At 66.5% G+C, this 26629-nt stretch carries 20 protein-coding genes; 4 read left to right on the forward strand and 16 right to left on the reverse strand.

Features of this window, described 5'->3' with window-relative positions:
* Window positions 1-3: 3 nt before the first annotated feature.
* From ACOABP_RS12125 to ACOABP_RS12140, 4 genes are all read right to left on the reverse strand, one after another.
* Complete coding sequence (locus tag ACOABP_RS12125) at window positions 4-1119, reverse strand: fimbrial protein (RefSeq protein WP_474225258.1); 1116 nt, start codon at window positions 1117-1119, stop codon at window positions 4-6.
* Window positions 1116-3683: a fimbria/pilus outer membrane usher protein gene (locus tag ACOABP_RS12130; protein ID WP_474225260.1), complete on the reverse strand. Its 2568-nt coding sequence runs from the start codon at window positions 3681-3683 to the stop codon at window positions 1116-1118. The genes ACOABP_RS12125 and ACOABP_RS12130 overlap by 4 nt, the downstream gene beginning before the upstream one ends.
* Window positions 3680-4420, reverse strand: a complete 741-nt coding sequence (locus ACOABP_RS12135; RefSeq protein ID WP_474225262.1) for a fimbrial biogenesis chaperone — start codon at window positions 4418-4420, stop codon at window positions 3680-3682. Before ACOABP_RS12135 ends, ACOABP_RS12130 begins: the two co-directional genes overlap by 4 nt.
* Before the next feature lie 123 nt (window positions 4421-4543).
* Window positions 4544-5122, reverse strand: coding sequence for a fimbrial protein (locus tag ACOABP_RS12140; protein ID WP_474225264.1), 579 nt, complete (start codon window positions 5120-5122; stop codon window positions 4544-4546).
* Window positions 5123-5598: 476 nt separating this feature from the next.
* Between ACOABP_RS12140 and ACOABP_RS12145 the strand changes: the two genes are divergently transcribed.
* Window positions 5599-6150, forward strand: a complete 552-nt coding sequence (locus ACOABP_RS12145) for a nucleoside 2-deoxyribosyltransferase (protein WP_474225266.1) — start codon at window positions 5599-5601, stop codon at window positions 6148-6150.
* Window positions 6151-6161: 11 nt separating this feature from the next.
* Here the strand turns inward: ACOABP_RS12145 and ACOABP_RS12150 are convergent, their stop codons facing one another.
* The 6 genes from ACOABP_RS12150 to ACOABP_RS12175 all read right to left on the reverse strand — a co-directional run bounded on the left by ACOABP_RS12150 (window position 6162) and on the right by ACOABP_RS12175 (window position 12256).
* Complete coding sequence (locus ACOABP_RS12150) at window positions 6162-6815, reverse strand: PqiC family protein (RefSeq protein ID WP_474225268.1); 654 nt, start codon at window positions 6813-6815, stop codon at window positions 6162-6164.
* Window positions 6812-8443 (reverse strand): PqiB family protein, encoded by a 1632-nt coding sequence (locus ACOABP_RS12155; RefSeq protein WP_474225270.1) that lies wholly within the window; start codon window positions 8441-8443, stop codon window positions 6812-6814. Before ACOABP_RS12155 ends, ACOABP_RS12150 begins: the two co-directional genes overlap by 4 nt.
* Window positions 8430-9200 (reverse strand): paraquat-inducible protein A, encoded by a 771-nt coding sequence (locus ACOABP_RS12160; RefSeq protein WP_474225272.1) that lies wholly within the window; start codon window positions 9198-9200, stop codon window positions 8430-8432. The genes ACOABP_RS12155 and ACOABP_RS12160 overlap by 14 nt, the downstream gene beginning before the upstream one ends.
* Entirely contained in the window at window positions 9197-9874 is a 678-nt protein-coding gene (locus ACOABP_RS12165; RefSeq protein ID WP_474225274.1) for a paraquat-inducible protein A, read from the reverse strand. The genes ACOABP_RS12160 and ACOABP_RS12165 overlap by 4 nt, the downstream gene beginning before the upstream one ends.
* Window positions 9871-10974, reverse strand: coding sequence for an AI-2E family transporter (locus tag ACOABP_RS12170; RefSeq protein ID WP_474225276.1), 1104 nt, complete (start codon window positions 10972-10974; stop codon window positions 9871-9873). The genes ACOABP_RS12165 and ACOABP_RS12170 overlap by 4 nt, the downstream gene beginning before the upstream one ends.
* A gap of 121 nt (window positions 10975-11095) precedes the next feature.
* Complete coding sequence (locus ACOABP_RS12175; protein WP_474225278.1) at window positions 11096-12256, reverse strand: HPP family protein; 1161 nt, start codon at window positions 12254-12256, stop codon at window positions 11096-11098.
* Window positions 12257-12411: 155 nt separating this feature from the next.
* Here ACOABP_RS12175 and ACOABP_RS12180 point away from each other — a divergent pair, with 155 nt between their 5' ends.
* Complete coding sequence (locus ACOABP_RS12180; RefSeq protein WP_474225279.1) at window positions 12412-14232, forward strand: chloride channel protein; 1821 nt, start codon at window positions 12412-12414, stop codon at window positions 14230-14232.
* A gap of 7 nt (window positions 14233-14239) precedes the next feature.
* On the opposite strand, the gene ACOABP_RS12185 is transcribed toward ACOABP_RS12180, so the two are convergent.
* On the reverse strand, window positions 14240-14662 hold the full coding sequence (locus ACOABP_RS12185) for an Lrp/AsnC family transcriptional regulator (RefSeq protein ID WP_124682268.1): 423 nt from the start codon (window positions 14660-14662) through the stop codon (window positions 14240-14242).
* Between the two features lie 156 nt (window positions 14663-14818).
* Here ACOABP_RS12185 and ACOABP_RS12190 point away from each other — a divergent pair, with 156 nt between their 5' ends.
* On the forward strand, window positions 14819-15733 hold the full coding sequence (locus tag ACOABP_RS12190) for a dimethylarginine dimethylaminohydrolase family protein (RefSeq protein ID WP_474225281.1): 915 nt from the start codon (window positions 14819-14821) through the stop codon (window positions 15731-15733).
* A gap of 13 nt (window positions 15734-15746) precedes the next feature.
* Window positions 15747-16856, forward strand: a complete 1110-nt coding sequence (locus tag ACOABP_RS12195) for an ornithine cyclodeaminase (protein WP_474225283.1) — start codon at window positions 15747-15749, stop codon at window positions 16854-16856.
* A 72-nt stretch (window positions 16857-16928) separates the two neighbouring features.
* Here the strand turns inward: ACOABP_RS12195 and ACOABP_RS12200 are convergent, their stop codons facing one another.
* The 5 genes from ACOABP_RS12200 to ACOABP_RS12220 all read right to left on the reverse strand — a co-directional run bounded on the left by ACOABP_RS12200 (window position 16929) and on the right by ACOABP_RS12220 (window position 26536).
* Complete coding sequence (locus ACOABP_RS12200) at window positions 16929-17528, reverse strand: helix-turn-helix domain-containing protein (RefSeq protein WP_474225285.1); 600 nt, start codon at window positions 17526-17528, stop codon at window positions 16929-16931.
* A 496-nt stretch (window positions 17529-18024) separates the two neighbouring features.
* Window positions 18025-19401, reverse strand: coding sequence for a sigma-54-dependent transcriptional regulator (locus tag ACOABP_RS12205; RefSeq protein WP_474225286.1), 1377 nt, complete (start codon window positions 19399-19401; stop codon window positions 18025-18027).
* Window positions 19391-21283, reverse strand: coding sequence for a sensor histidine kinase (locus tag ACOABP_RS12210; RefSeq protein WP_474225287.1), 1893 nt, complete (start codon window positions 21281-21283; stop codon window positions 19391-19393). The genes ACOABP_RS12205 and ACOABP_RS12210 overlap by 11 nt, the downstream gene beginning before the upstream one ends.
* A gap of 263 nt (window positions 21284-21546) precedes the next feature.
* The gene (locus ACOABP_RS12215; RefSeq protein ID WP_474225288.1) at window positions 21547-22851 is read right to left on the reverse strand and encodes a dicarboxylate/amino acid:cation symporter; all 1305 of its coding nucleotides are present in this window, start codon (window positions 22849-22851) and stop codon (window positions 21547-21549) included.
* Window positions 22852-23164: 313 nt separating this feature from the next.
* The gene (locus ACOABP_RS12220; RefSeq protein WP_474225290.1) at window positions 23165-26536 is read right to left on the reverse strand and encodes a diguanylate cyclase; all 3372 of its coding nucleotides are present in this window, start codon (window positions 26534-26536) and stop codon (window positions 23165-23167) included.
* Window positions 26537-26629 lie beyond the last annotated feature (93 nt).

Here is a 26629-nt window from a genome sequence, read left to right on the forward strand (position 1 = left end):
CCGCTACTGGTAGCTCATCGTGAACGTTGCCACCGCGCGCACGGTGCCAGCGGTGGCCCTGCCACTGGAGACATACTCGACGCTCATCGGAATGAGCGTGGCCCCACTGACCTGGCCCACCCGCCATTGGTTGGCATTTCCCGATGCGGCCGAGTCCGGCCCGAAGTTGACGGCCGTGCCATCCTGTTTGCGAACCCGAAGCCGGACGTTCCGTGCCGTGGAGCCGTTTGCGAGCGTCAGCAGGTCCGAACGGTTGGCCGGGGTCGTGGCGTCCGTCAGCGTGATAAACACATTGGTGTTCGTGTCGCACTGCAACCCGATGGCAAAACCCGAGCTGCCGATACTTGCCCCATTGGCCTGCAATGCGGAGGCCAGCGCATCTGTCAGGGCCACGGTGACGCCGGGGGTGGTGACTCTGCAGGATCGCGATGCAATGATAGTGTTGCGGCCGATGCTTACGGAGCCTCGCGCCTCACTTGTGACGCGGCGCGTAAGGTTGTAAATGCGCAGCGTGTACAGGGTGCCGATATTGATTTGACCGCTCACGTCTATTGGCCCTGTCTTGACGAGTTGGTGCGTGATCGAATACGTCCGGGAATTGGTGTACCTGGCGGGTCGGATGGTGGGTCCAATGGCCCGGCTGATGTCGTCGGGTGGAGTGCCAGGGGAAACTTGCGACAAGGTAATGCCGTCTGCGGAATTTCTCGCGCGTATGCCAATGCCTGGAATGTTGGTCTCCCAAACGCCTCGTACAGCCCTCGACACAGTCCGGTTGGGGTAGGCTACGGCGCGAAATCCGCGCCCATTGCTGGGCGGACACCTGACCGTCACGGTAACCGTCCGTGAATTGCTGATCACCGTGCCAATGGGAGCGTCGCGCGCTGTATCGATCTGGCCGAACGAAAGTACCGACGGCTGGCTCTGGATGGAACAAAACTGCTGGGCCCGGGCGCCCGGCGAAATCCAGAGCAGCAGGCTGGACACGAGCCAGACCAGCAGTGTCCTTGCGCCAGGTTTTCCATACGAGAGGCCGGTTGAAAGGAATGTGGCGATGATCTCTCGCTTGCATCGCTCGATGGGCGCACGGGATGCACAGGTGACGGACGACAGCACGTTCATGACCTCTCCTTTTCGCCAGGCTGGCACACCGATCGGATTTGCGGATAGGACGTTTCATCGCCTGACCGTTGCGGCAAGCGATAGTCGATGACGCAGCGCTGGTCGTCGCGCTTGCCCCAGGTCACCGTCAGGCGCCCGGCTTGCTCGATGCCCCGGGCGAAGATGATGCCGCTCTGGCCGACGATGCCGATCTCGCCGTTCCTGTCGTCCGAGACCGTGGCGCCAAATGGCAGTGCCCGGTCACCGGGCCTGGCGGCGGAGACGATGGCGGAGCGGCCCGTGATGGCGGCAAACTTGATCTTGACGGCCGCATTCGCGCGCGGTGCCACCTGTGTACTTGTCGTGTTCAGCGACACGTCCAGTGGCAGCCCCTTGGGATCCAGTTCGACCGTGTTCATGTGGTACGGCTGCAGGTACGGCACGATGGCGTAACCGAACGGGTCGATTCTGACCCCCGGCGCGTTGACGACGTGCGCCCCGGTGGCGCCTTTGGCCTCCACGATGCCGATGGTGTCGCCCAGGAAGTTCGCCAGCGTGAGTCCGCCCGGGTGGGCCACCAGCGCGCCCTGCAGTCCAGCCGAATACTGGGTGTAGCCGCTGCCCCCGCTTGCTGAAGCCGATACCGTGGTAAATGGCATGCGGTACTGGACGTTGCCTCCGCCCGTTGTGGCGTGCGGCGTACGGTCGACGTTCAGGCCGTACGTGACGGCATTGTCTTGCAGCGCGGTACCAGCCAGCCGTAGTTGTTCCGAGAAGTTGTCGGTGTTGTCGCGAGTCGCGCCAAGCGACAGCAATGGCGCTTGCGTGCCCTTGCCCAACGGCACCGCCAGGTATGCGGACACCTGCGTGCTGAAGCGCCCGGTATGCGCCTCGCGCTGGCGCGACGCCGCAATGTTGTAGGTCATCGGCAAGCCCAGCGCCCGCATCGTGTTGCTGTAGCCGAGCTGGTACATCAGCGCCGTCCCGCTACGGTTCCAGTACTCGGCCGACGTGCCGGTCAGGTAGACGTTGCCCCAGCGCTCGCCCAGACTCTGATTCACGGTCAGCTGCAGCTGGCTGCGCTGCCGGTCGACCGCGGCGGCGTTGCCGCTGCTGGAACGTGCCGCGAACGCGTCTCGCATCGACCAATAGCCGCGTGTGGCGTAGCGGTAGGCCGCGATGGTCATGTTGGTGGTGGTGGAAGGCACGAACTTGCTGTAGCTGAGGCGTACGCTCTGGCCGCTGCTTTTGTCAGCGTTCGGTATCGATGCACGGGCATGGGTGGCGTCCAGCGCAAATGCGCCGATGGGCAGGTTGAATGCCGCGCCAACCAGCGCCGCCTGATAGCCTTCGGAGACCACCAGGCCGGCATAGCCCGTGACCAGGTTGCTGAAGCCGTGCTGCACCGTCCCCTGAACAAGCTTTTCCCGGTTCGAGGCCAACTTTGCGCCATTGCGGTACTCGCCTGCCGTGGCCGAATAGCGGGTGGTGCCAGGCCGCAGCAATTGCACCACGGACGCGTAGGGCACGGTAAAGCTGCTTTGACTGCCGTCGGCCTCCGTCACGGTCACCAGCAGGTTGCCGCCGTAGCCTGTGGCATAGAGATCGTTGATCTCGAACGGACCGGGCGCTACCGTCGTTTCGTAGAGTTTGTTGCCGTTCTGCGTGACCGTCACGCGCGCGTTCGAACGCGCGACACCGCGCACCAGCGGCGCGTAGCCGCGTGAGGAGTCTGGCCGCATGCGATCGTCGCTGGCCAGGTTCACTCCACGTACGGAGTAGCTGTCGAACACGGCGCCGTCCGTATAGGCGTCGCCAAAAGTGAGCTGGCTGCGCCACGAGAAAATGTCGCGCTGCACATAGGTGGCGATGTTCTGGTAGTCGTACTGCGTCGTGCCGACCGATTGCCAGCTCATCGACGACCGCTGCCGGAAATGCCACGGCCCGGCATTCACGCCGGTGTCGAGGCCCAGGAAAGTGGAGGTGCCTGCGCCAGCACCGGTCGAGTGAAACGTATTGAGGTTGTAGGAAAGCGTCGCCGAAGGGACGCCATCATCCAGCAGTTCAGGGCTGACGCTTCCGCGCGGCGTCCGGCGCAGCAATGCCTGCGCCACGCTGAAATCCACCCGCAGATCGTTCAGGTCGAATGACCAGCCGATATCTTCCGAAATGGCGGAAGGATGGGTGCATTCTCCGCTGACCGCCCGTGCTATCGCGCTGCGGCTGGTGGGCGGCAAGGCCCGGTCGTCAAGGTTCAGCCTGGCGATCAGCGACGGATCGAGGCACGGTGCCACGATCTCGTTCTGCAACTGGAAGCGTATCGTGTCGCGCCCGATCCAGGCACCGTTCAGATAGATGTCTACCGGGTAGTTGCCCGGCGTGACGGGATTGCCCGTTGCGGAACGGCTGACGTCGACACTGGTGCCATCCGGACGCTGCAGGAACAGCGCGTTGAATTCGACTGTTGCCACAGTCGCGGCCTTGCCGGCTTCTTCCGCAAACGCGGCGGCCGGCAATGTCGTGGCCAGCACCCAATGTGCCGTGAGTACGCGCGATGCGCGCGGTTTCCGGTTCCGCGTCTTCATCGGTCTTGCGCCGTCCCCGCTGGCCTGGATTCGTGGACGCCGTCGGCGCTGGCGCCAAAGTCGTTGAGGGTGCGGTAGCGCACCCGGTCGGGCTCTCCGGCGTCGACCGGCGTATCGGCAATGGGGAAGTCGACCGTCGCGCCGGGGCCGACCATCGCGCCAGCGTCATTGCCGTAGACGTTTCCGCGCACCGTGGCGTCGACCTTGATGTAGGTGATGTGGTACGGCGTCGGGTTCGATGCGGTGAGTACCTGCTGGCCATTGCTCGTGCGCCCCAGGCGCCAGGTGACCTTCAGGGGCGCGCTATCCGCATCGCCAGCCAGCCCGGTGGGGCGGAAGAACAGCTTGATGCGCGTGCGGAACGCAAATTGAAGTGAGTTTGGCCGGTCGGCGTCGCCGGATGCGATTGGTGGCACTTCCAGGACGTTGAGCCAGAACAACGATTCGCGGTCACGGGGCAGCGGCGATGGCAGATGAATGATGCGCAGGGTCTGTCCCTTGGCCGGGTCCAGCCTGAACAGCGGTGGGGTCAGCGTAAACGGCGCCTTCGCTTCCTCGGGCGTGGCATCGGGATTGCCGTCGTCGATCCAGGCTTGCACCAGCGTCGGTGACTCGCCTTCGTTGGTCAGCTTGAGGGTGACTTCCCGTTCCGGTTCGGGATAGATCACCCGGGTGCCAGTCAGCACGACGGAGGCAAAGGTACCGGGCGCGACCATTGCCAGGAGTAGGGCGGCCACGGCTGCGCGGCTGCGAGGAGTCTTGAACATATGGACGGTTGGCGTGGACGACGGTTCGGGACCGGATGGGAGGGAAGCGCCGGCATGCGGACATGCCGGCGGACATGCCGGATACGTCCGGACTTACGGGTACACGACCGAGTACGTTGCCGTCGTGGAGAATGTGCCGGCGGTGGCCGCACCGCCTGTGGCAACGTACTGGGCGTAGTACTGCAGCGTGGCGCTGCCGGCGGCAAGGGCGACCTGCTGTGAGTTCTGCGACGCGAACGCCGAGCCCAGTGCGACGTCGGTCATATTGGCGTTCAGCACGCCGATCTGCACGTTCCCGGCGGGTACGACGGCGGGTCTGTTACCGGAGCCGGTCACGGCGGTTACCGTGTTCCTCAGGCGACCGGTCGCCGTATCGATGGTGGCGCCCGGCTCGAAGTAGATCGAGACGTTGCCGGTGTTGGGCGCACAGCCGGTGAGCCGGAAGGTGAACGGCGTGCGGCCCGCGACGTTGCCCGCCGTTGCCAGCGCCGACGTGGAGATTGTCGGTAGCGCCACCGTGAAGTTGTTGTTGCCGCCGTTGCCGGAGATGGTGCAGGTCTGCGTGGTTAGCCGGCCCGTGAAGGTAATGGTGCCATCCGCCGCGAATGCCGTCTGGCTTGCTGCAGCAAATGCCAGGGACGCGGCAAGGATTGTGGTTCGAATGTGTTTCACTGTTAGCCTCATGTCATGGTTCTGGGTTGATGATTGTCAGAACAGATCAGGTCATCCGGCCTGAATCAGGCACTCCGGACGATGCGCGCATGCATACGCGACGATGAGGGGCAACAGCGAGCGTGCCTGGCCCCTGCATGCGGACGCGCGACGATGCGCATCGACCGTTCCTGACAGGGGCAGATACTATTTACTCGGTTTTTTTTATTAAATCGTTGATTTACGAAATATTTGAGATTGGTTGGTGCTGTTTGGGAATATTCCCATGTTATTTTTTGGTCTATCGTGTAACAGGTATGCGCAGGTTGATGAATAGGGCCGAAATAACGCTGAAATGCATTTAATTTTGTTTCGGATATTTCCTATCGAATATTATTTGGGCCGTATGGCATGCGCCTTCTGTCCCGGCAGTAGCCCGAGCGATGCGATGGGTCGCCTGAGGTATCCTTGCGCCGTGCCCCCACCCAGGACATGCCATGAAGACCATCTACCTCGCCGGTTTCGACGTATTTCGCAAGGATGCGCTCGCCTGGGGCGAGCATCTGAAGGCGCTTTGCGCCCGGCATGGCTTCGAGGGCTGCTATCCGCTCGACAAGGCGGCGCCGAAGGGGTTGTCTGGGCCGGACACGGCGCAGTGGATCTATGAAGCCAATATCGCGCTGATCCGGCGTGCCGATCTCGTGATGGCCAATCTCGACGATTTTCGCGGTCCCGGCGAGCCCGACAGCGGCACGGCATTCGAGGTCGGCTTCGCCGTGGCGCTGCAGAAACCGGTGTGGGGCTATGCGGCCGATGCGGGAACGCTGCTGGACCGCGTGCGCGTCACCACCGACGACGATGGCGATGCGCGCGATGCCAACGACTATGTGGTCGAGAACTTCGGCCTGCCAATGAACCTGATGCTGGCCTGCAGCGTGCGGCTGGTGAAGGGCGATGCCGGGGCGTGCCTGGCAGAGATGGCCGAGGCCGACCGGCGCCGTGCCGCACGCCGGGCGCAGGCACAGGCCGACGGCGGCCCCGAGGACTGAAGGTCCTCCGCCTAGCGGGTGGGTGACGTGGGGGAGGCGGACGAAGCGGCCGCGCCGCCCTGCACGCGCAGCGATTGAACGCCGGCCGCGATATCCGATGCCGTGGTGGCCACGATCTGGCGATAGGCGCCGACCACGCCGTCAACCTGGCCCGGTGCGGGCAGGTCGGCCTCGGTGCGGCCGCTCAGCACGCGGCCGTCGGGCAGGCGGCGCACCGTCCACGCGATCGAAGCGCCCGCGCGCTGGCCCGGATCGGCATCGAGCCGTACCACTTCGGTGGTGATGCGAAACACCGGCGCTACGTCCGAGATCCCTTGCTGGTAGGTGTCCACGGCGCCAAGGTTGCCCTGCAACTGCTGCGACAGCGCATCGCGCAGCTCGTCGGGCAACGGCGACGACCAGCGCGACTGGTCGAGCAGCTTCACATTGCCGGTCTTGCCATCGATCACCACCAGCTGGGCGCGATTCAGGCGCTCGGGCACCCGCACCGGCGAGACCTCGATCCAGAGCGGCTGCGTGGAGGGTACGGTACCCGGCGCGGCGGTGGCGGCCGTTGCCGTGGCGCCGGTCGCCAGCGTGTAGTAGCGCGGCTCGGGCGACGCGCAGCCGCCCAGCCACGCCATGCCCAGCAGCGTCGCGCAGAGTGTCAGCGAACGTTTCATCATTTGTCCTCCGTCTTGCCGCGCAGCAGCGCCTCGGGGTGGCGTTCCAGATAGTCGGTCAGCGCGCGCAGCGACACCGCCGTGCGCGTCAGTTCCTGCATCATGCGCCGGGTGTCCTGCTGCAGCGGCGCATCCGACGCCAGCGTGCCATTGGCGGCCGTCAGCGTCCGGCGTGCATCCTGCAGCGCGGCCACCACTTGCGGCGCCACGTCGCCATTGAGCTGGGCCACGAGCTTGTCGGCCGTCTCCAGCATCTTGTTCATCGACACGATGGCCGTGCGCGCATCCTGTCCGATCTGCTCGAACGGCACCTTGTCGATCTTGTTGACGATGTCGCCCAGCTTGGCCTGCAGTTCGTCGAACGTGCCCGGCGTGGTCGGGAACTCCGGCATCGGGGCGTCCAGGTCGATGTCCCTGGCCGGCGGCGCCTTCGGGAAGAAGTCGAGCGCCACGTAGAGCTGGCCCGTCAGCAGGTTGCTGGTACGCAGCTGCGCACGCATGCCACGCTTGACCAGCGCCTGCACGATGGTGCGCTTGCGGGCCTCGTCTGCCACGTCGCGTTCGCGGAAGCCCATGCGCGACGGATAGAGCTCCACCACCACCGGCATGCGGAACGCCTTCTTGTCGCGCTGGTATTCGATGCCGATGGACCGCACCTGGCCCACGATCACGCCGCGGAAGTCCACCGGTGCGCCCGGCGACAACCCGCGCACGGACTGGTCGAAGTTCAGCACGGCCAGCGTGGGCGCCAGTTCCTCGGGCTCCTTCATCGCCTCGGCCTGATCCGAGGCCAGCAGGTACTGGGTGTTCTCGGCGGCGGCCTCGTGGGCGCTGGTGTTCTCGGGCGCCTGGAACGCCACGCCACCCAGCAGCACCGTGACCAGCGACTGCGTGGACAGCTTCAGGCCGCCGGCATCGAGCTTCAGGTCCACGCCGCTGGCGTGCCAGAAGCGCGAATCGGCGGTCACGAGCTTGTCGTAGGGCTTGTTGACGAACACGCGCAGCGTGATGTCGCGCCCGTTCGGCTCCAGCTGGTAGGCCACCACCTGGCCAACCGGCACGCGCCGGTAGTAGACCGGCGAGCCGATGTCCAGCGACCCCAGATCCTGCGCACGCAGCACGAACTGCCGGCCCGAGGCATCGGCGGTGACCACCGGCGGCACTTCCAGGCCGGTGAAGCTGCGCCTGCCCTCGGTGGACTTGCCGGCATCCACGCCGATATAGGCGCCCGACAACAGTGTCTCCAGCCCCGACACGCCGCTGGTGGCAAAACGCGGCCGTACCACCCAGAAGCGGGTGTCCTTGACGGCAAAGTTCTCGGCGTCCTTGGTCAGCTCGATCGAGGCCAGCACATGGGACCGGTCGGACGCCAGCCGCACCGACTTGACCAGCCCGATGTCCACGTCCTTGTAGCGCACGGCGGTCTTGCCCGGCGTGAGGCCCTCGGCCGTGCGGAACGTGACCGTGATGTCGGGGCCGCGCGAGGTCAGTGTGTTGACCAGCAGCGAGATGCCCACCGCGGCGGCCACGATCGGGATCAGCCAGACCAGGGATGGCAGCCAGCGGGCGCGGCGTTTGCGCGCGGGCTGGGGTACGCCGGGCGATGGGTTGGGGGTATCAGGATCGGGCATTGTCGGATTCCGGCAATTTCGAGGGGGCGTCCGTGTCGAACGAATCCCACAGCAGGCGCGGGTCGAAGGATAGCGACGCCAGCATGGTCAGGACGACGACGGAGGCAAAGGCCAGCGCCCCGCCCCCGGGAATGATGGTGGCGAGCGCGCCGGCACGAACCAGCGCGGCCAGCAGTGCCACCACGAAGATATCGAGCATCGACCACCGGCCGATGATTTCGACCAGGGCGTAGAGCCGGGTCTGCTGCCGGATGCGCCACGTCGACTTGAAATACACCGACGACAACAGCAGCGTCAGGATCAGCATCTTCAGCAGCGGCACGATGATGCTGGCGATCAGCACCACGCCGGCCAGCATGTGCGAGCCGGACAGCCACAGGTAGATCACGCCGGACATGATGGTGTCGCGCTGCGTGCCCAGGATCGATTCGGTCACCATCACCGGCAGCAGGTTGGCCGGGATGTACAGGATGAATGCAGACAGCAGGAAGGCCCAGGTACGGGTCAGGCTGGCCGGCTTGCGCCGATGGAGCGTGGCGCCGCAGCGCGGGCAGGGCTCGCCGTCGAGCGTGATCGGGCTGACCAGGTCGCAGGCGTGGCACGACAGCAGGCCGCGCGATGTTGCCGTGGGCACCTGTGCCAGCGGCGTGCGTTCGTCGTCGTCGGTCAGTTCGGCCACCACGTCGGCGGCCATGCGGCGCGAACGCGCCAGCTGCTCGCGCGCCTGCGCGGTGCGTGACGGACGTGGCGCGGTCATCGGGCGTCCTCCCGGGGCGGGGCCTCGTCGGCACCGGACGGTTCCAGGTAGTGCCACAGATCGCGCGGATCGAACGACAGCATCGCGGCCAGCACCACCACCAGCGCGCCGAACGACCACAGCGCCACGCCGGGAATCACCTGGGCCATGGTCGACAGCTTCACCACGGTCACCAGCACGCCGATCATGAAGACCTCGATCATGCCCCACGGCCGCGTCTGGCGGATGCCGCGCACGATGCGGTCGAAACCTGCCGGCATGCGATGGCGCGCCATCGGCACCAGCAGGTAGCACATCATCAGCATCTCGGAGAGCGGGAACAGGATCGTGGTGCCGAACACCAGCAGCGCCACCAGCGTCATGTGGTCGCTATGCAGCGCCTGCACGGCGCCCCAGAGCGTGGTCTCGGTGCGCACGCCCTTGAGGTCCATCTCGACGATCGGGTACGTGTTCGATACCAGGAACAGGATCAGCGCGGTGACCACCAGCGGCAGCAGGCGCCGGTAGGCACGGCTGCTCTCGCGATACAGCACGCCGCCGCAGCGCAGGCACATGGCGCGTTCACCCGGCGCCAGCGCGGTGCGCTCGTAGAGCGCGTCGCAATACTCGCAGGCCACAAGCCGGTGCAGGTCCTGCGCCGGGTCTTGCGGCGAAGCGTGCGAATGGCCGGTCATGCGTCCGGTGTCAGTTGCGAGGGCGGCGCCGGGGTCACTTCGGTCACGCCGGGCCGTTCCTGCGAGCCGATGGTCCAGTCGCGCAGCAGCGCGTAGGCCACGGCCAGCACCGTCGGGCCCAGGAAGACGCCCAGGAAGCCAAAGGCCAGCGCGCCGCCCAGCACGCCCATCATGATCCAGATCAGGGGCAGGCCCGTGCCCTTGCTGATCAGCAGGGGTTTGATGACGTTGTCGGCCATGCCCACGATGACAGCACCCCAAACCACCATGAAGATGGCCCAGCCCGTTTCGCCGCTGTGATAGAGCCACAGCGCGGCCGGAATCCACACCAGCGGCGGGCCCATCGGCACCACCGACAGGAAGAACGTGATCAGGCCCAGGATGGCCGCGCCCGGCACGCCCGCGATCCAGAAACCGATGGCGGCCAGCACGGCCTGCACGAACGCGGTACCCAGCACGCCGTAGACCACGCCCTTGATGGTGCCGCCGGCCAGCGCCATCAGGTGGTCTGCGCGCTCGCCGGCCACCCGGCGCATGCCGCCGCGCAGCCAGTCCACGGCCAGTTCACCGCCGGTGTAGAAGAAGAACGCCAGGATGATCGACAGCGCCAGCTGGCCCAGGCCGCCGCCGATGGACAACCCCGCGCCCAGCACCGCGTGGCCGATCGGTGCGATCAGCTTGCGCAGGTTGGCCACCATTTCGGAGTCGGCGTGGATGAGCTGGTCGTAGCTCGACTGCAGCTGCGGACCCACGTAGGGCAGGCTGCTGAGCCATTCGGGCAGTTGCGGGATGCCGCGTTCGGCGTAGCGGTTGACCAGGCCGGTCAGTTCGTCGATATGGGCCGAGAAGCTGGCGCCGGCGTAGACAAACGGGCCCAGCACGATGATCGTGGCGATCAGCACGCAGATCAGCGCGGCCAGCCCGCGCCGGTTGCCCAGCCAGCGCGTAAGCACGGTATAGGGGTACCACGAGCTGTAGGCCAGGATCGCCCCCCAGACCAGCGCGGTGGCAAACGGGGCCAGTACCAGCAGTGAACCGCCGATCAGGACGATCAGCGCAAAGACAGCGGCAAGCTTTTCAATCAGTTGTCCGGAACTCATCGTTGCACGCCCGTCCGGCGCCCATGTTGCGAGAACGCCGTAAGCATAGCGGAATTCGATGAGGGCTCCGGGTAATCCCTTGCCAAGTCAACGATCGCCGGGCAGTGCCCGGCGACGCGGATCAGCCGGCCGGCCTGGCGGCTTCTGCTGCATCCATGGCCTGGTCGCTCTGGCGCAGCAGTGCGGCGACGAGGTCGGACTGCGTGACCATGCCTACCACGCGGTTGCGTTCGTCCAGCACCGGCACGTGGTGCAGCCCGCCGTCCGAGAACGCCTGGGCGAGGCTGACGATGGGGTGCTCGGCACGCGCGGTGACCACGGCACGGGTCATCAGGTCGCGCACCGCGCCATTGACGCGGCGGGAGTTCACGCGATATGCGCGGAAGAAATCACTTTGCGTAAGGATGCCAAGCAGGCGGCGCTGGCGATCCACCACGGGCAGGGCCTTGATGTGATGGCGCGTCATCAACGCCGAGGCATCGGCGGCCAGCTGGCCCGGACGCACCGACACCACGTCGCGCGACATGATGTCGCCGCAGAGCACTTCGCCAAACCGGCGCGAATGGGCGCGCAGTTCGGCGGCCACCAGGATGGCCTCGAGATCGTCTTCCTCGATGTCCAGGAATTCGCCGCGCGCCGCCAGCACCGCATCAAGGTCGGCCCGGGTAAAGCCCACGCGCTTGCTGGGCGGCAAGTCCTTCGTGTGATGCTGCGCAGCCGGCTCGGGCGGACGGTGCGGGTAACGGCGCCGGGCGACGTTGTTGAAGGCCAGCGCGGTCAGCAGCAGCAACATCGAATTGATGGCCACCGGGATCACCACAAAGCCGAAGCCCAGCGCGTGCACGGCCGGCCCGCCAAACACGGCGGTCACGGCCACCGCGCCGCTGGGCGGGTGTACGCAGCGCAGCTGGAACATCAACGCAATGGCGCCGGCCACCGCCACGCCGGCGGCCAGGCCAGGGTCCGGAATCCATTTCGCGCAGGCCACGCCCACGGTGGCGGCCACCAGGTTGCCGCCGATGATCGACCATGGCTGCGCAAGTGGGCTGGACGGCACGCCGAACAGCAATACGGCCGAAGCGCCCATCGGCGCGATAAACCACGGGTTGAATCCCAGCAGGAACTGACGGCAGATCCATTCGGTCAGCGCCAGGCCGATCAGGGCTCCCAGGCAACTCTTTAGCCGCTCGCGCCAGCTGGCGGCGATCGGCATGGGGACAAATGTGCGCAGCCAGGCACGGGCCTCGGCGACGGATGAGGTCGGGTCGAATGCAGCAGGCATCGAAAGCGGGGGCGGCTTTTGAGGGTTGGGGGCGGCACGGCGCATTGGCCGGGCAGGCGTCGTGGCGCATTGGCCCGAGCCCGGCAATGTATCACAGCATGATATATTGCGCAGGCTGTACTCCGTATCATCCCAGCCGCCCCCGGCTTTCGTCCATGTCAAAACATTCCGCATTGCACCATTCCGACAAGCGCGACTACGCTGTCAACGGCCGTCTGCCCATGCTGGCAGGCATCGCGCTGGTCATCGGCGGCATCAGTACTGGCGCAGCATTTGTGCTGGTCAACCTGATCCGCTTTTTCACCAATCTTTTCTTTTTCCAGACCCTGTCGTTCGCCGAGCGCTCTCCGGCGCACCATGCACTGGGGCCCTGGGTCATCGCCATACCGGCGCTGGGCGGGCTGATCGTGGGCCTGATGGCGCGCTACGGCAGCGACAAGATTCGCGGCCATGGCATTCCCGAGGCCATCGAGGCCGTGCTGTTCGGCAAGAGCAAGATGTCGCCGAAGGTGGCGGTGCTCAAGCCGCTGTCGTCGGGCATCGTGATCGGCAGTGGCGGCCCGTTCGGTGCCGAGGGGCCGATCATCATGACGGGCGGCTCGATTGCGTCGCTGCTGGCCCAATACCTGCACCTGACCGCCGCCGAACGCAAGACGCTGCTGGTGGCCGGTGCCTGCGCAGGCATGACGGCGATCTTCGGCACGCCCGTGGCAGCGGTGCTGCTGGCGATCGAACTGCTGCTGTTCGAACTGCGTCCGCGCAGCCTGCTGCCGGTGGCGCTGGCGTGCGCCGTGGCCGGCTTCCTGCGGCCCTTCGTGTTCGAGGCGGGCCCGCTGTTCCCGCTGCAGACGGCGGCAGCCGGCACCGTGGCCCTGGGCTCGTGCGTGCTGGCGGGGCTGCTGTGCGGCGTGCTGGGCGCGGCCCTGACGCTGGCGCTGTATCGCACGGAGGATGCCTTCAGCAAGCTGCGCCTGCACTGGATGTGGTGGCCGGCCATTGGCGGTCTGGTGGTGGGCATCGGCGGTTACTTCGAGCCGCGCGCGCTGGGGGTGGGCTACGACGTCATTGGCGACCTGCTCAACAACCGGCTTGCCATCGAGGTGGCGGTGGCGCTGCTGGCGGTCAAGGCCGTGATCTGGATCGCCGCGCTGGGCTCGGGCACATCGGGCGGGGTGCTGGCGCCGTTGCTGATGCTTGGCGCCGGCCTGGGCGTGGTGCTGGGCCCGTTCCTGCCGGGCGGCTCGCCGGGGCTATGGGCGCTGGTCTGCATGGCCGGCGTGCTGGGCAGCGTGCTGGGCGCACCGCTGACCGCCATCGTGTTCGCGTTTGGCCTGACGCATGACAGCGAGGCCCTGCTGCCGCTGCTGCTGACCACGGCCGTGGCCTATGGCTTCTCGGTGCTGACGATGAAGCGCGGCATCATGACCGAGAAGATTGCGCGCCGCGGCCTGCACATCTACCGGGAATACGGGGTCGACCCGCTGGAGCGTTCGCACGTGGAAGACCTGATGACGCGCGACGTGGTGACGATCGACGCTGGCGTGCCGGTGGCCGTGGCCCTGGAGCGCCACTTTGGCAGCCATGCCGCGCATCGCGCCTATCCGGTGGTGGCCGAAGGGCGGGTGCTGGGCATGCTCCATCGCGCGGCTATCACGGCTGCCCATGCCGGCGACGATGCCGGCCTGACCTGCGGCGACCTGATTGCCGCCGGGCAGGGCAACGGCGCCGTCAAGGACCTCGAAAAGGGCACGCCCACCATGCTGCTGCCATCGCAGACGGGCCGCGCCGCGGCGGGGCAGATGGCGGCACTGAGCGTGGCACGCATGCCCGTGGTAGACAGCCTGGCCACCATGCGGCTGGTCGGCATCGTATCGCTACGAGACCTGCTGGCGCCCAGCGAGCATGCACTGCACGAGGAAACGCACCGCGAACGCCTGCGCGGCACCGCACAGGCACCGGTGCGTCAGGGCTCCTGATCCGCGCCTACAGCTTGTAGCTCGACAGCAGGATGCTGGTCTCGGTGGCCGAAATGCCATCGACCAGCCGGATGCGGTCGAGCGTGCGATCGAACTGCTCCAGCGTATCGGCACGCAGTTCGGCAATGATGTCCCAGCGGCCGTTGGTCGTATGCAGCGTCTGCACGTTGGGATCGCCACGCAGCGCCTGCAGCACCTGGCGCGCCTTGTTGCCTTCCACGGCCACCGTCATCCAGGCGCGGATGCGGTGCGGTTCGGCCTCCGGCTTGAGCCGCACCGTATAGCCGACGATCTGGCCTTCCTTCTCCAGTTTCTCGATCCGGTTCTGCACCGTGGCGCGCGAGACGCGCAGCGCCTTTGCAAGTGCCGTCACCGGCGTGCGCGCATTGTCGCGCAGCAGGCCCAGCAGTTGTCGATCGGTCGCATCCATCGCGTTCTCTCCGGCAGAATCTGGCAAATTGCCAGCCAATTCCGACAAATTGTCAGGTGGCTATAGCAATTTGTCCAGTTTGCTAACTATTCGCTGGCACTGGCGGGCAGGAGAATGCACTCACGACATCGCCATTCGAAAACAGAGGAGAGCCCCGTGACCGATCGCCCGGCCAATCACCCGACTATCCGTCCACCCGTTCGCCCGACCATCCTGCTGGTTGCCCCCACGTTCTACGACGTGTCGTACAGCATCAATCCGTGGATGGACCCCGCCGCGTGGGCCCGCGACCCGGGCGGCATGCATCGCCGCGCGCTGGCGTCGTTCGATGCGCTGCACGATGCGCTAAGCCGTTCCGGGTTTGCCGTGGAAGTGGTGCAGGGCGTGGCAGGCCAGCCCGACATGGTGTTTCCGGCCAACGCGGCCGTGGTGCTCGATGGCAAGGCGGTGCTGGCGCGCTTTCGCTACCCGCAACGGCGCGGCGAGGAACAACCGTTCGCGGCCATCTTCGACGATCTGCGTGCGCGGGGCCTGATCGACAGCGTGGCGCTGCTGCCCGACGGCTGCTTTCAGGAAGGCGCGGGCGACTGTATCTGGGACGCGCGGCGTGGCCATTTCTGGGCGGGCTTCGGGCCGCGCTCGTCGCGCGAGGCCGCCGATGCCATGGCCCGCGAGTTCGACCAGGAAGTGGTGGCGCTGGAACTGGCCACCGAGCAGAGCTATCACCTCGACGTGTGCTTCTGTCCGCTCTCGGGCGGCGAAGTGCTGTACTACCCCCCGGCCTTTACCGATACCGCACTGCGCACGCTGCGGGCGCGCGTGCCGGTGGCCCAGCGCATCGAGGCCACCGAGGACGATCTGCGCCACTTCAGCGTGAATGCCGTCAACCTCGACGATCACGTGGTGATGACGCGTACCACAACGCATTTGCGCCATGAACTGGGCCGTCGTGGGTATCGGCTGCACGAGGTGGACCTGACACCGTACATGCTGTCGGGCGGCGGCGCATATTGCATGACGCTGCGGCTCGACCGCGCCAGCACGCCCATGCGGCGTGCCGCTGCGGCATGACCGGAGATGCGCCATGAAAACGAACGCGAAACTGGAAACGAAACAGCAGGGGGGCCTGCTGACGCGCTTTCTCGATGCGGGCGATGTCGCCGCGCTGGTGCGCAGCTTGGGCGTGCAGCAGGCCATCGTGCAGGTAGCCGGGTGCGTGCGCGAAGACTTCCTGCGCTGGCAAGAATTTGAGAAATCTGCGAGGTTGGCGAGCCATTCGACGGTGGGTGTGATCGAACTGATGCCAGTCAGCGACGGCAAACGGTTCGCCTACAAGTACGTCAACGGGCATCCGGGCAACGCGAAGTTCGCGCTGCCCACTGTCATGGCGTGCGGCATGCTGGCCGATGTACAGACTGGCTTTCCGCTGCTGCTGGCCGATCTGACCCTCGCCACGGCGCTGCGCACCGCCGCCACTTCCGCCCTGGCTGCGCAGGCCATGGCCCGTCCCGGTGCCCGTACGATGGCGCTGATCGGCAACGGCGCGCAGGCCGAATTCCAGTCGCTGGCATTTCATGCGATAGCGGGCATCGGCACCGTACGGGCCTTTGATATCGATGCGTCGGCCACGGCGCGGCTGGCGCGCAATCTGGCGAAAGTGCCAGGTCTGGAGATCGTGCCGGTGCGATCGGTACGCGATGCGCTGGCTGGCGCCGATATCGTGACCACGGTCACCGCCGACAAGACGCGCGCGACCATTCTCACGCCTGACATGGTGCAACCGGGCATGCACGTGAATGCCGTGGGTGGCGACTGTCCCGGCAAGACCGAATTGCACGTCGACATCCTGCGCAACGCGCGGATCGTGGTGGAGTATGCGCCCCAGTCGCGCATCGAAGGCGAGATCCAGCAATGGCCGGAGGCGCCCGTCAGCGAGTTGTGGCAAGTGCTGTCCGGCGCGACACCTGGCCGCACCCGCGCCGACGAGGTGACCGTGTTCGATTCGGTCGGCTTCGCGCTGGAGGATTATTCGGCGCTGCGCTGGTTGCATGCGGCCGCCGGTGCGCGCGATGCCGGCCGCTTCGTGGCGCTCGTTGCCATGCCCCCGGACCCGCGCGATCTCTATGGCTGGATGATGCAGCCCGATGCGAAGGTTGTGGCCGAGCCGGCACGCGAGGCCGTGGAATCCGTCTGAAGGCCGCCACGATAAAAAAACGGCCCGGGCACTGTGTGTCCGGGCCGTTGCACGTCGAACCTTAACGAAACCTTAAGCGCCTGCGCGTCCCATCATCAGCTGGGCACGCAGGAAGCCCTTGATTTCCTCGAGTGACGGTGTCTTGAGGAACACCATGATGCCCCATTGCTGCAGGGCGTCAGCCACGCCGTCGTAGGCCTGGCGATTCGTGATGACCGCAAAGATCACGCGCTGCCGCGAGAAGAAATTCTGCAATTTCTCGATCGTGGCCGATTCCGCGTCGTTGAGTTCTTCCACGTAGTAGAGCACCACGCGAGGGCGCGAATCGACGGAAGTAATGACCGTGTCCACCACGTCCTCCAGCACCTGGGTCTTCAGCGGCAGCGACCATTTACCCAGCTGGGCGCTGATGCGTTGCGCTTCGGTATGGTTAGGGTGGAACACCACGAGATCGAGATTGTGCTCGACGCCGACATCCGGCATGGCGCGGTTTGCCAGCAGCCGGTGCACGGTTTCCTTGTGGATGCGCCTGTGGCCGCCATTGGTTTTCCAGGCGCCAAGTTCACCGCGTTCCACCATTTTCTGGACGGTGCCCAGCGATACGTTGAGAAGTTTTGCAGCGGTTCGCGTGCTGTAGTACGGCTTTTCAGCCAGTTCTGGATCCAGTTTCATCCAATCACCCGTAGTGTCGATCAGCAGCACAGCACGACAGGCGTACTGCACGGGCGTCCTCGGACACGCCACGTCGGTCAAATGACCGGGCTGCTGTTTTTACTGACCCTGATGCTTTCGACCCGCTCCCCGGCCGGTCTTTGTTGCTTTGTTCCTGTTGACGTAGCAACGGCTTCAGGGGGCCGTGCACGTTTGCTGCAATGGCGATCTGCTGCCGCCTGTCCGCGAGCCGCGGCGACGCTTGTGGCGTTGCCCGCTTGCCGGATGCCAATAGTATGGCTTCAAGATGATTCGTTGCTACAGGGAAAGCAATGATTGGCGTCACACTTTTGTTGTTTAACGAACATCGTTGCAATTCGGTAGACAGCGATGGACAAACAGTATGACGCTCAACATTTATGCCGCAGGCGTCGCGTACAGGGTCAGAGACTCCGTACGCGGCATGCTGGTTCCCAGGTTATATACATTTGACACATTTGGGCCTTGGGCGTTGCGTTTAGTTTGAAGTGCCCGTCGACAGGCCGTACTTGCGCACCTTGTCGAACAGCGTGGTCTTTGCCACGCCCAGGGCTTCGCCGGCACGCGTGAGGTTGCCGGCGTGGCGTCGCAATGCATCGGCAATCAGCGCACGCTCGAACTGCTCCACGGCCTGCGGCAGCGGCAGTGCCTCGGGCGCGGCGCCGCCCTGCGCCGGATCGCAGCCCAGCCCAAGGGCATGGCGTTCGGCCAGGTTGCGCAGTTCACGCACATTGCCGGGCCACGGGTAGGCCACCAGTGCCGACAGTTCGGCGGGCGTGGGCGGCACGGCCTCGCGCTCGAAACGCAATGCGGCCTGTGCCAGAAAGTGTTCGAACAGCAACGGCACGTCCTCGCGCCGTTCGCGCAGCGGCGGCAGTTCGAGCGTGACCACGTTAAGGCGATAGTAGAGATCGGCGCGGAACTGGCTGGCGTCGGCCAGCGCGCGCAGGTCGGCCTTGGTGGCCGCCACCACGCGCGTGTTGACGGGCACCGGCTGGTTGGACCCAAGCCGCTCCACCACGCGTTCCTGCAGCACGCGCAGCAGTTTGATCTGCATTGGCATCGGCATGCTCTCGATTTCGTCGAGAAACAGCGTGCCGCCTTCCGCGTGCTCGATCTTGCCGATCCGGCGCTTGGCCGCACCCGTGAACGCGCCGGCCTCGTGTCCGAAGATTTCCGACTCGAACAGCTGTTCGGGCAGGCCGCCACAGTTGATCGGCACGAAATGCTTCGCACGACGGCCGCTGGCTTCGTGCAGGCAGCGTGCCACCAGCTCCTTGCCGGTGCCGGTTTCTCCGTGGATCAGCACGTTGGCCGACGTGTCGCCGATGCCGGCGATCATCTGGCGCAGCCGCTCGATGGCCGGCGAATGACCGATCAGCCGTGCGGCCAGGCCCTCGCGGCCCGCCAGGCGTGCCCGCAGGTCGGCCACTTCCAGGGCCAGCCGGCGCTTGTCCAGCGCACGGCGACAGGTGGCCACGAGCCGTTCCGGCGAGAACGGCTTCTCAAGAAAATCGTAGGCGCCTTGTTTCATTGCCTGCACCGCCAGCGAGACATCGCCATGGCCGGTGATCATGATCACGGGCAATGCCGGGTCGCGCGTGCCGAGTTCGCGCAGCAGGGCCATGCCATCGGCGCCGGGCAAATGGATGTCGCTGACGACGATGCCGGCAAAGCCGGCCTCCACCTCGCGCAGCGCCGCTTCCGCGCTGCCCACGGCGCGCGTGGCGATGCCTTCGAGCTTCAGCGCCTGTTCGCAGCCCAGCCGCACATCGGCATCGTCCTCGACGACCATCACCGTCAGCGCGGCGGGCGTGCCGGCGGCGTCGACGGCTTCGACAGGTTCAGCCGACATGGCGCAGTTCCTCGGTAACTCGCGGCAGCGCCACCGTGAAGCAGGCGCCGCCGTCGGGATGATTGATCGCGGTCAGGTTCCCGCCGTTTTCGCTCAGGATGCCGGCCGACAGCGTCAGGCCCAGCCCCAGCCCTTCGCCGGCGGGCTTGGTCGTGAAAAACGGTTCGAACAGTCGCGCAAACGCGGATTCGGACAGCCCCGTGCCGTTGTCGCGCACGGTCAGGTGGACCATGCCGCCCGACTCGTATGCGTGCAGCGACAGGTGCGGTTGGGGGCGGCCTTTCAGCGCGTCCAGCGCATTGCCGATCAGGTTGACCAGCACCTGTTCCAGCCGGTTCGGGTCGCAGCGCACGGCCAGGTGCGTGTCGATGTCACGGTCGATGCGCGGGGCCACGTCGGCCACGCGCGTTTCCAGCAGGAACAGCGCGTTGTCCACCGCATCGGCCAGCCGGGCGCTATGGCGCTGGCCGGCGGCCGGATTGCGCGCGAACGACTTCAGCGCGCCGGTGATCCGGCCCATGCGTTCCACCAGGCCGATCATGCGGTCCAGGTTGCCTTGCGCGGTGTCGTAGTCGCCGTGGGCGATGAACTTGCCCGTATTGCCGGACAGCGTGCGCAGGGCCGCAAGAGGCTGGTTCAGTTCGTGGGCGATGCCGGCGGACATCTGTCCCACGGCGGCCAGCTTGCCGGCCTGCATCAGGCCGTCCTGCGCCTGGCGCAGATAGTTTTCCGTCCGGATCCGCTCGCTGACCTCGGCCTGCAACTGCTGGTTGGTGCTGGACAGGTCGGCGGTACGCTCGGCCACCTTGCGTTCCAGCTCGCTGTTGGCGGCCTCCAGCGCGGCGCGCGCGGCCAGCCGTTCGCCTACGATGCGCCGCCGCACATTCCACGCGGCGCCCAGCAGCAGCACGAAGGCGGCCAGCACACCGGCCAGCGCGGCGCTGTTGAGCGCGGCCACGCGCGCCTGCGACGTATTGGTCAGCAGCGTCAGGTCCCAGTCGGTGCCGGGCAGCGCCAGGTGCTGGGCCAGCATCGGCGGGCCCTGGCGCAGCCGTACCAGCGCGTCGCCGCCCTGCGACGGCCCGTTGGCCAGCGGCCGCACGGTGCTCAGTGCGAGCTGGGGCAGCGGGGCGCGGTTGTATTGCAGGCTGCGGTCCAGCCGGGCGCGCTGGTCGTCCGACAGCGGACGCAGCGCGGCGAGCTTCCACGACGGGTCCGAAGCCAGGATCACCACGCCGTTCTCGTCGGCCAGCAGCATCTGGCTGTCGTTGCCCTGCCAGCGGTTTTCCAGCGGTTCCAGGCCGATCTTGACCACGGCCACGCCAACCGGGCGGTCGCGGTCGCCCAGCGGGGCCGACAGGTAGTAGCCCGATTCGCTGCGCGTGGTGCCCACGCCGTAGAAGCGTCCCAGCTGGCCTTCGATGGCGGCGCGGAAATACGGGCGGAAGCTCAGGTCTTCGCCCAGGTAGCTGTCCGGCCGCTGGTAGTTGCTGGTAGCCAGCACCTTGCCGTGGGCGTCCAGCAGGTAGATGACGCGCGTGCCGGCGCGGCCGTTCAGGGCCGCCAGGTAGGCATTGGCCTGCGACACGCGCTCGGGCGAGGCGGGCTGGCGCAGCAGGGCGTCGATGCGCGCGTCCAGCGAAAGCAGGCTCGGCACGTAGTCGTAGCGGGCCAGTTCGCTTTCCAGCGCCTGGGCGTACAGCCGCATCTGCACCTGGCCGCGTTCGGCCTGGCGGGTCAGGGCGGCGTCATAGGTATAGCGATAGCCCAGCCAGCCCGCACCGGTGACCAGCACGGCCAGCGCGAGCAAGGCGACGAAGGGGGCAATCCGGCGCCAGGGCGAGAACGATGCCTGGCCGCCGTCGGAGGGGGACACGATCATGCGGTTTCTGGAATGCGGACGCTGCCGTATGGCGTATCGGGCAGTTGATGTGGTCGGAATGCCACTCGGGGGTTGCGCGGCGCTTTTCGGCAAGGCGACGTTTTACCACAGCCGGCGCTGCGGCCGTCCGAAGTGCCGCCCCGGACCTCACCCGTTCGGGTCATGTTGCGGGCCACCGCGCAGGGTTCCCGCAGGGGGGGGCGTAAACGCAAAAAGGCCCGGCAGCCTGATCGGCAGCCGGGCCCTGGCACGCCTGAGCCAGCTTACTTGCTGGCCAGGGCCTGAACGGGTGTCAGGCCGGCGTCGTCAGTCGAGGTATCTGCCTCGTCAGACAATTCCGGCGCGCCAATCGCGTTCTCGCTTTTGGCGACAACGGTTGTGGCAATGGCGTTGCCAAGCACATTGGTTACGGTGCGGCCCATGTCCAGGACATGGTCGATGCCCAGCACCAGCAGGATGCCGGCCTCGGGCAGTCCGAACATCGGCAGCACGGCGGCCACCACCACCAGCGATGCACGCGGCACGCCGGCGATGCCCTTGCTGGTCACCAGCAGCACCAGCAGCATCGTGATCTGCTGCGACAGCGACAGATGGATGCCGTACACCTGCGCCACGAACAGCGCGGCGAACGACGTGTACATGATCGAGCCGTCCAGGTTGAACGAATAGCCCAGCGGCAGCACGAAGTTGGTGATGCGGCTCTTCACGCCAAAACGGTTCAGCTGGTCGATGACCTTCGGATAGGCCGATTCGCTGCTGGCCGTGGCAAAGCCGATCATCAGCGGCGCGCGCAGCTGGCGGATCAGCTTGAAGATGTCGCGGCCCAGGAAGTAGTAGCCCCCGGCGATCAGTGCGATCCACAGCAGCGCCAGCGACAGGTACACGCTGCCCAGCAGCTTGGCGTACACCACCAGCACGCCCAGGCCCTGCGAGGTGATCACGGCCGCCACGGCGCCGAACACGCCCAGCGGCGCAAACGCCATCACGTAGTTGGTGACCTTCAGCATGATGTGGCCCAGGCCGTCGATGGCGGCCAGCACGGGCTTGCCCACGCCGTCCTTGAGCGTGCCCAGCGCGAAGCCGAAGAACAGCGAGAACACCACGATCTGCAGCACCTCGTTGGTCGCCATGGCCTCGACAAAGCTCTTCGGGAACATGTGGGCCACGAAGTCGCGCAGGTTCAGCGAGCCGGTCTTCAGGTTCGATGCGGCGTCGGCGGCCGGCAGCGGCAGGTTCATGCCATGGCCCGGGGCCAGCACGTTGGCCATCAGCAGGCCCAGCAGCAGCGACGTGATCGACGCGGCCATGAACCAGGCCATGGCCTTCAGGCCGATGCGGCCGACGGTCTTGCCGTCGCCCATGCTGGCAATGCCCGACACCAGCGTGGCGAACACCAGCGGGCCGATGATCATCTTGATCATCCGCAGGAACACGTCGGTCAGGATCGACAGGTGATCGGCGATCGACTTGGCCGTGGCGGCGTCAGGCGCCATGTTGTGCGCGGCACTGCCGACGATCACGCCGAGCAGCATCGCAATGAAAATCAGGGTTGGCAGTCGTTTTGTCATCGTGGGTACATCCTCCTTTGTGCCGGACCGGGCGCGCGGCGTTGCCTGGGGGAGGGCTGCGCGGCCGGGGCCGGATGTCATACGGCGGCGGCTAGATTGCACGAGCCGTGCCAGCGCAGTTGCACCTGGATACAGATGTAAAACGATGAATACAAAGGGATTTTTGGAGTGGCGCAGACGCGCGGTTCGGAAATCCGAACGTGGCATGCAAAACGCCGTCCGGATTTCCGAACGGCGCGAGCGGTAAATGTGTGGTCCGGCGCATGCTGCATTGCGGAAAATCCCGCGCCGGCTGAAGCGGGATCGGGGCAGATCAGGCCGGCAGGCCCTCGCAAGTGTCGAGAAAGGCCTCCAGCGGCATCGGCTTGCCGATGGCATAACCCTGCGCATAGTCCACCCCGATCGCACGCAGCGTATGGAGCGTGCCCTCGTCCTCGACCCACTCGGCCACGGTACGCACGCCCAGCCTGTGGCCGATGTCGTTGATCGAGCTGACGATCTCGCGATCCACGGCGTTGCGGGCCAGGTTGCGGATAAAGCTGCCGTCGATCTTGAGATAGTCCACCGGGAACTGCTTCAGGTAGGCGAACGACGACAGGCCCGCGCCGAAGTCGTCGAGCGCCACGGTGCAGCCGGCGCTGCGCATGTCGGCCACCACGCGGCTGGCGGCGGTCATGTTGTTGATCAGCGCGGTTTCGGTGATTTCCAGCCGGATGCGGTCGGCCGGCAGGGCCGAGTCTTCCAGCGCGGCGTGCAGGAACGGCAGCAGGAACGGCTCGCCCAGAGAGTTGGCCGACAGGTTGATCGACACCGACAGCCCCGGCACGCCCGCCAGCCGGTCGCCGTATTGCTGCAGCACGTTGCGGATCACCCAGCGGTCGATATGGCCCATCAGGTCGTAGCGCTCGGCGGCCGGGATAAACGCGCCCGGCATGATCAGCGTGCCCTGTTCGTCCACCATGCGCACCAGGATTTCCACGTGGCGCGAATCGTCCTCGGCGGGACGCAGCGAGCGGATCTCCTGCGCGTAAAGCCGGAAGCGGTTGGCTTCCAGCGCCGAATGGATGCCGGCGGCCACCTCCAGTTCGCGGTGATGGCGCCGTGCGTCGCTTTCGTCACGACGATAGACCGACACGCGGTTGCGCCCGGCCGCCTTGGCCGCGTAGCAGGCCACGTCGGCGCGGCTCATCAGTTCGCTGACCGGCGGCACGTCGTTGTCGATGGCGGCAATGCCGATGCTGGCGCCCACGTCGTAGACACGTCCGTTCCACGGAAAGCGCCGCTCGCGCACGGCGTCGATCACCTTCATGCAGACCTGCTCGGCGTGTTCGATGCTGCAGTCCTGGAGCAGCAGCGCGAATTCGTCGCCGCCCAGGCGTGCCAGCAGGTCGTCGGGCCGCACCTGGTGGCGGATCACGTAGCCCAGTTCGCGCAGCAGCACGTCGCCGGCGCCGTGACCGGCCGTGTCGTTGACGATCTTGAAGCGGTCCAGGTCGATAAAGCAGAGCGCGGCCCGATGACCGTGCAGGCGGGCGCTCTCGCAGGCCTCGCGTAGCCGTTTTTCGAACCAGGCCCGGTTGGGCAGGCCGGTCAGCGCGTCGTGCGTGGCCGAGTGGGCCAGTTCGCGCTGCAGCGCGCGCGACGTGGTGATGTCCTGGAACACCAGCACCGCGCCCAGCACGCTACCGTCGTTGGCCAGCACGGGCGCGGCCGAATCCTGCACGTCATGGCGCTCGCCGGTCAGGCTCTGCAGCACGGCGCCTTCCTGCAGGTAGGCCGGGCGCAGCGTTTCCAGGCATTGCTCGACGGGGCTCGGGATGACCAGGTCGGTGTCCTCGTCGACGATGCGGAACACCTGTTCCAGTGGCTGGCCCATGGCGGCGTCCATGCTCCAGCCGGTGAGCTGCTCGGCAATCGGATTCATGAAGGTCACGCGCATGACGCGATCGGTGCAGATCACGGCGTCGCCAATCGAGCGCAGCGTGATGTGCAGGCGCTCCTTTTCCTCGAACAGCGCGCGATTCAGGTTGCGCTGCTCGGTGATGTCCCAGTTGGTGCCCACCAGCGCCCGCGTGGTGTCGTCCTCGTGGCGCGAGATGGTTGCCATGGCACGCACGTGGCGGATCTCGCCGGTGGGCCGCACCACGCGGTATTCGGTGTCGAAGCGGCGCACGCCCCGGATGGCCTGGCGCATTTCGGTGCTGACGCGGCTCACGTCCTCGGGGTGGAGCATCGCGATCCACTGCGCCAGCGTGGGCGGGCCAAGCTCCGGGGGGGTGCCGTGCAGCGCGTGCATGCGGGTGTCCCAGGTGATCGACGCCTGCGTGAAATCCCATTCCCAGATGCCCACGCCGCCCGCTTCCACGGCCAGCTGGGTGCGGCGCGTGAGCTGTTCCAGCTGTTCCTGCGCCAGCTTGCGCACGTGGATGTCTTCCACCTGCGAGATGAAATGGTCGGGCCGCCCGGTGTTGTCGTCGCGCACCAGCGACACCGCCAGCAGCGTCCAAAGATAGTGGCCGTCCTTGTGGCGGTAGCGCTTTTCCAGTCGATACGAGTCGATCTCGCCGGCAAGCAGCCGTTCTACCAGCCGGAGGTCGGCGGCGAGGTCATCGGGGTGGGTCATCAGCTGGAACGGCAGGTCGCGCAGTTCGTCGGCGCTGTAGCCGAGCAGGTCGACCATGGCGCGGTTGACCATCTGCCAGCGCCCGTCGATGCCCACCAGTGCCATGCCGATGGCCGAATGCTCCAGCGCCTGGCGGAAGCGTCGTTCGCTGCTGCGCAGTTCCAGCCGGCCCTTGCGATTCTGCTCGGTCATGAAGGCGATGCAGACCGGGAACACCATGACCAGCGCCCCGGACAGCGGCATCGTGCGCGAGGCCAGGAATTCGGTGCCCGATGCCAGCCCGATGCACTCGGCGGCCACCGCCGACAGCAGCGTCAGCAGCGCGGTGGCAAACGGATTGCTGGCCAGCGCGACGATGACCAGCGGCAGCGACATCACCACGAACGGGTCGTGGCCGGCGCGGATGGCGCCTGCGCCAATCGCCACGCACAGCGCAAGCAGCCCGGCCAGCCGCAGCAGCATGGGGCGCTGGCAGGTGGCGCGCACCCTTTCGCGCGACAGCGACACCATCAGCGGCAGCAGGATCACCATGCCGATGGCGCCGGCATTCCACCAGTTCCACCAGACCTTGGGGAATGGCGTGTCATAGCGCGCCGCGATGACCGAGGCGCCCAGCAGGCCGCTCAGGGCCGGCCCCACCGTCGAGGCAATGCCCAGGGTCAGCGCGAAGGTACCCAGTTGTCCGGTGCGGGCCAGCGCCTGGCGGCCGACCATCACCTGCAGCAGCACGGCCGACCCGGCCAGTTCTACCAGGTTGGCCACCGAAAGCAGCAGGGCGGCCCCCACCGGATGACCGGCGCCAAGCACGTCGGCAACGATATTGGATACCAGCATGGTTGCCAGCAGCGCCGGCGCCTCGCGGGTAGGGCGGTGCAGCAGCATGCCCAGGCCGAAGGCGTTGGCCAGCCACACGGCCGCCGCGTGGCCCGGAATGCGCGCCAGCCACAGCCCGGCCAGCGCCAGGGCGAAGTAGCCCGCTGCCGCCAGCAGTAGCGGGCGCCAGTTGCCAAGGCGTGCCATGGGCAGAAGGTTCGAAGGGGGCGCGGCCCTGTCAGGCGTCATCAGATTCGGGTTTCCTTGGGCGCGCCTGGCGCGCCGAAAGCCATGCGGGCGGGGATGCAATGGTCGCACCCTGCCCAGCGTAGGTGGCACTGT

Source organism: Cupriavidus sp. HE11, assembly GCF_056097175.1.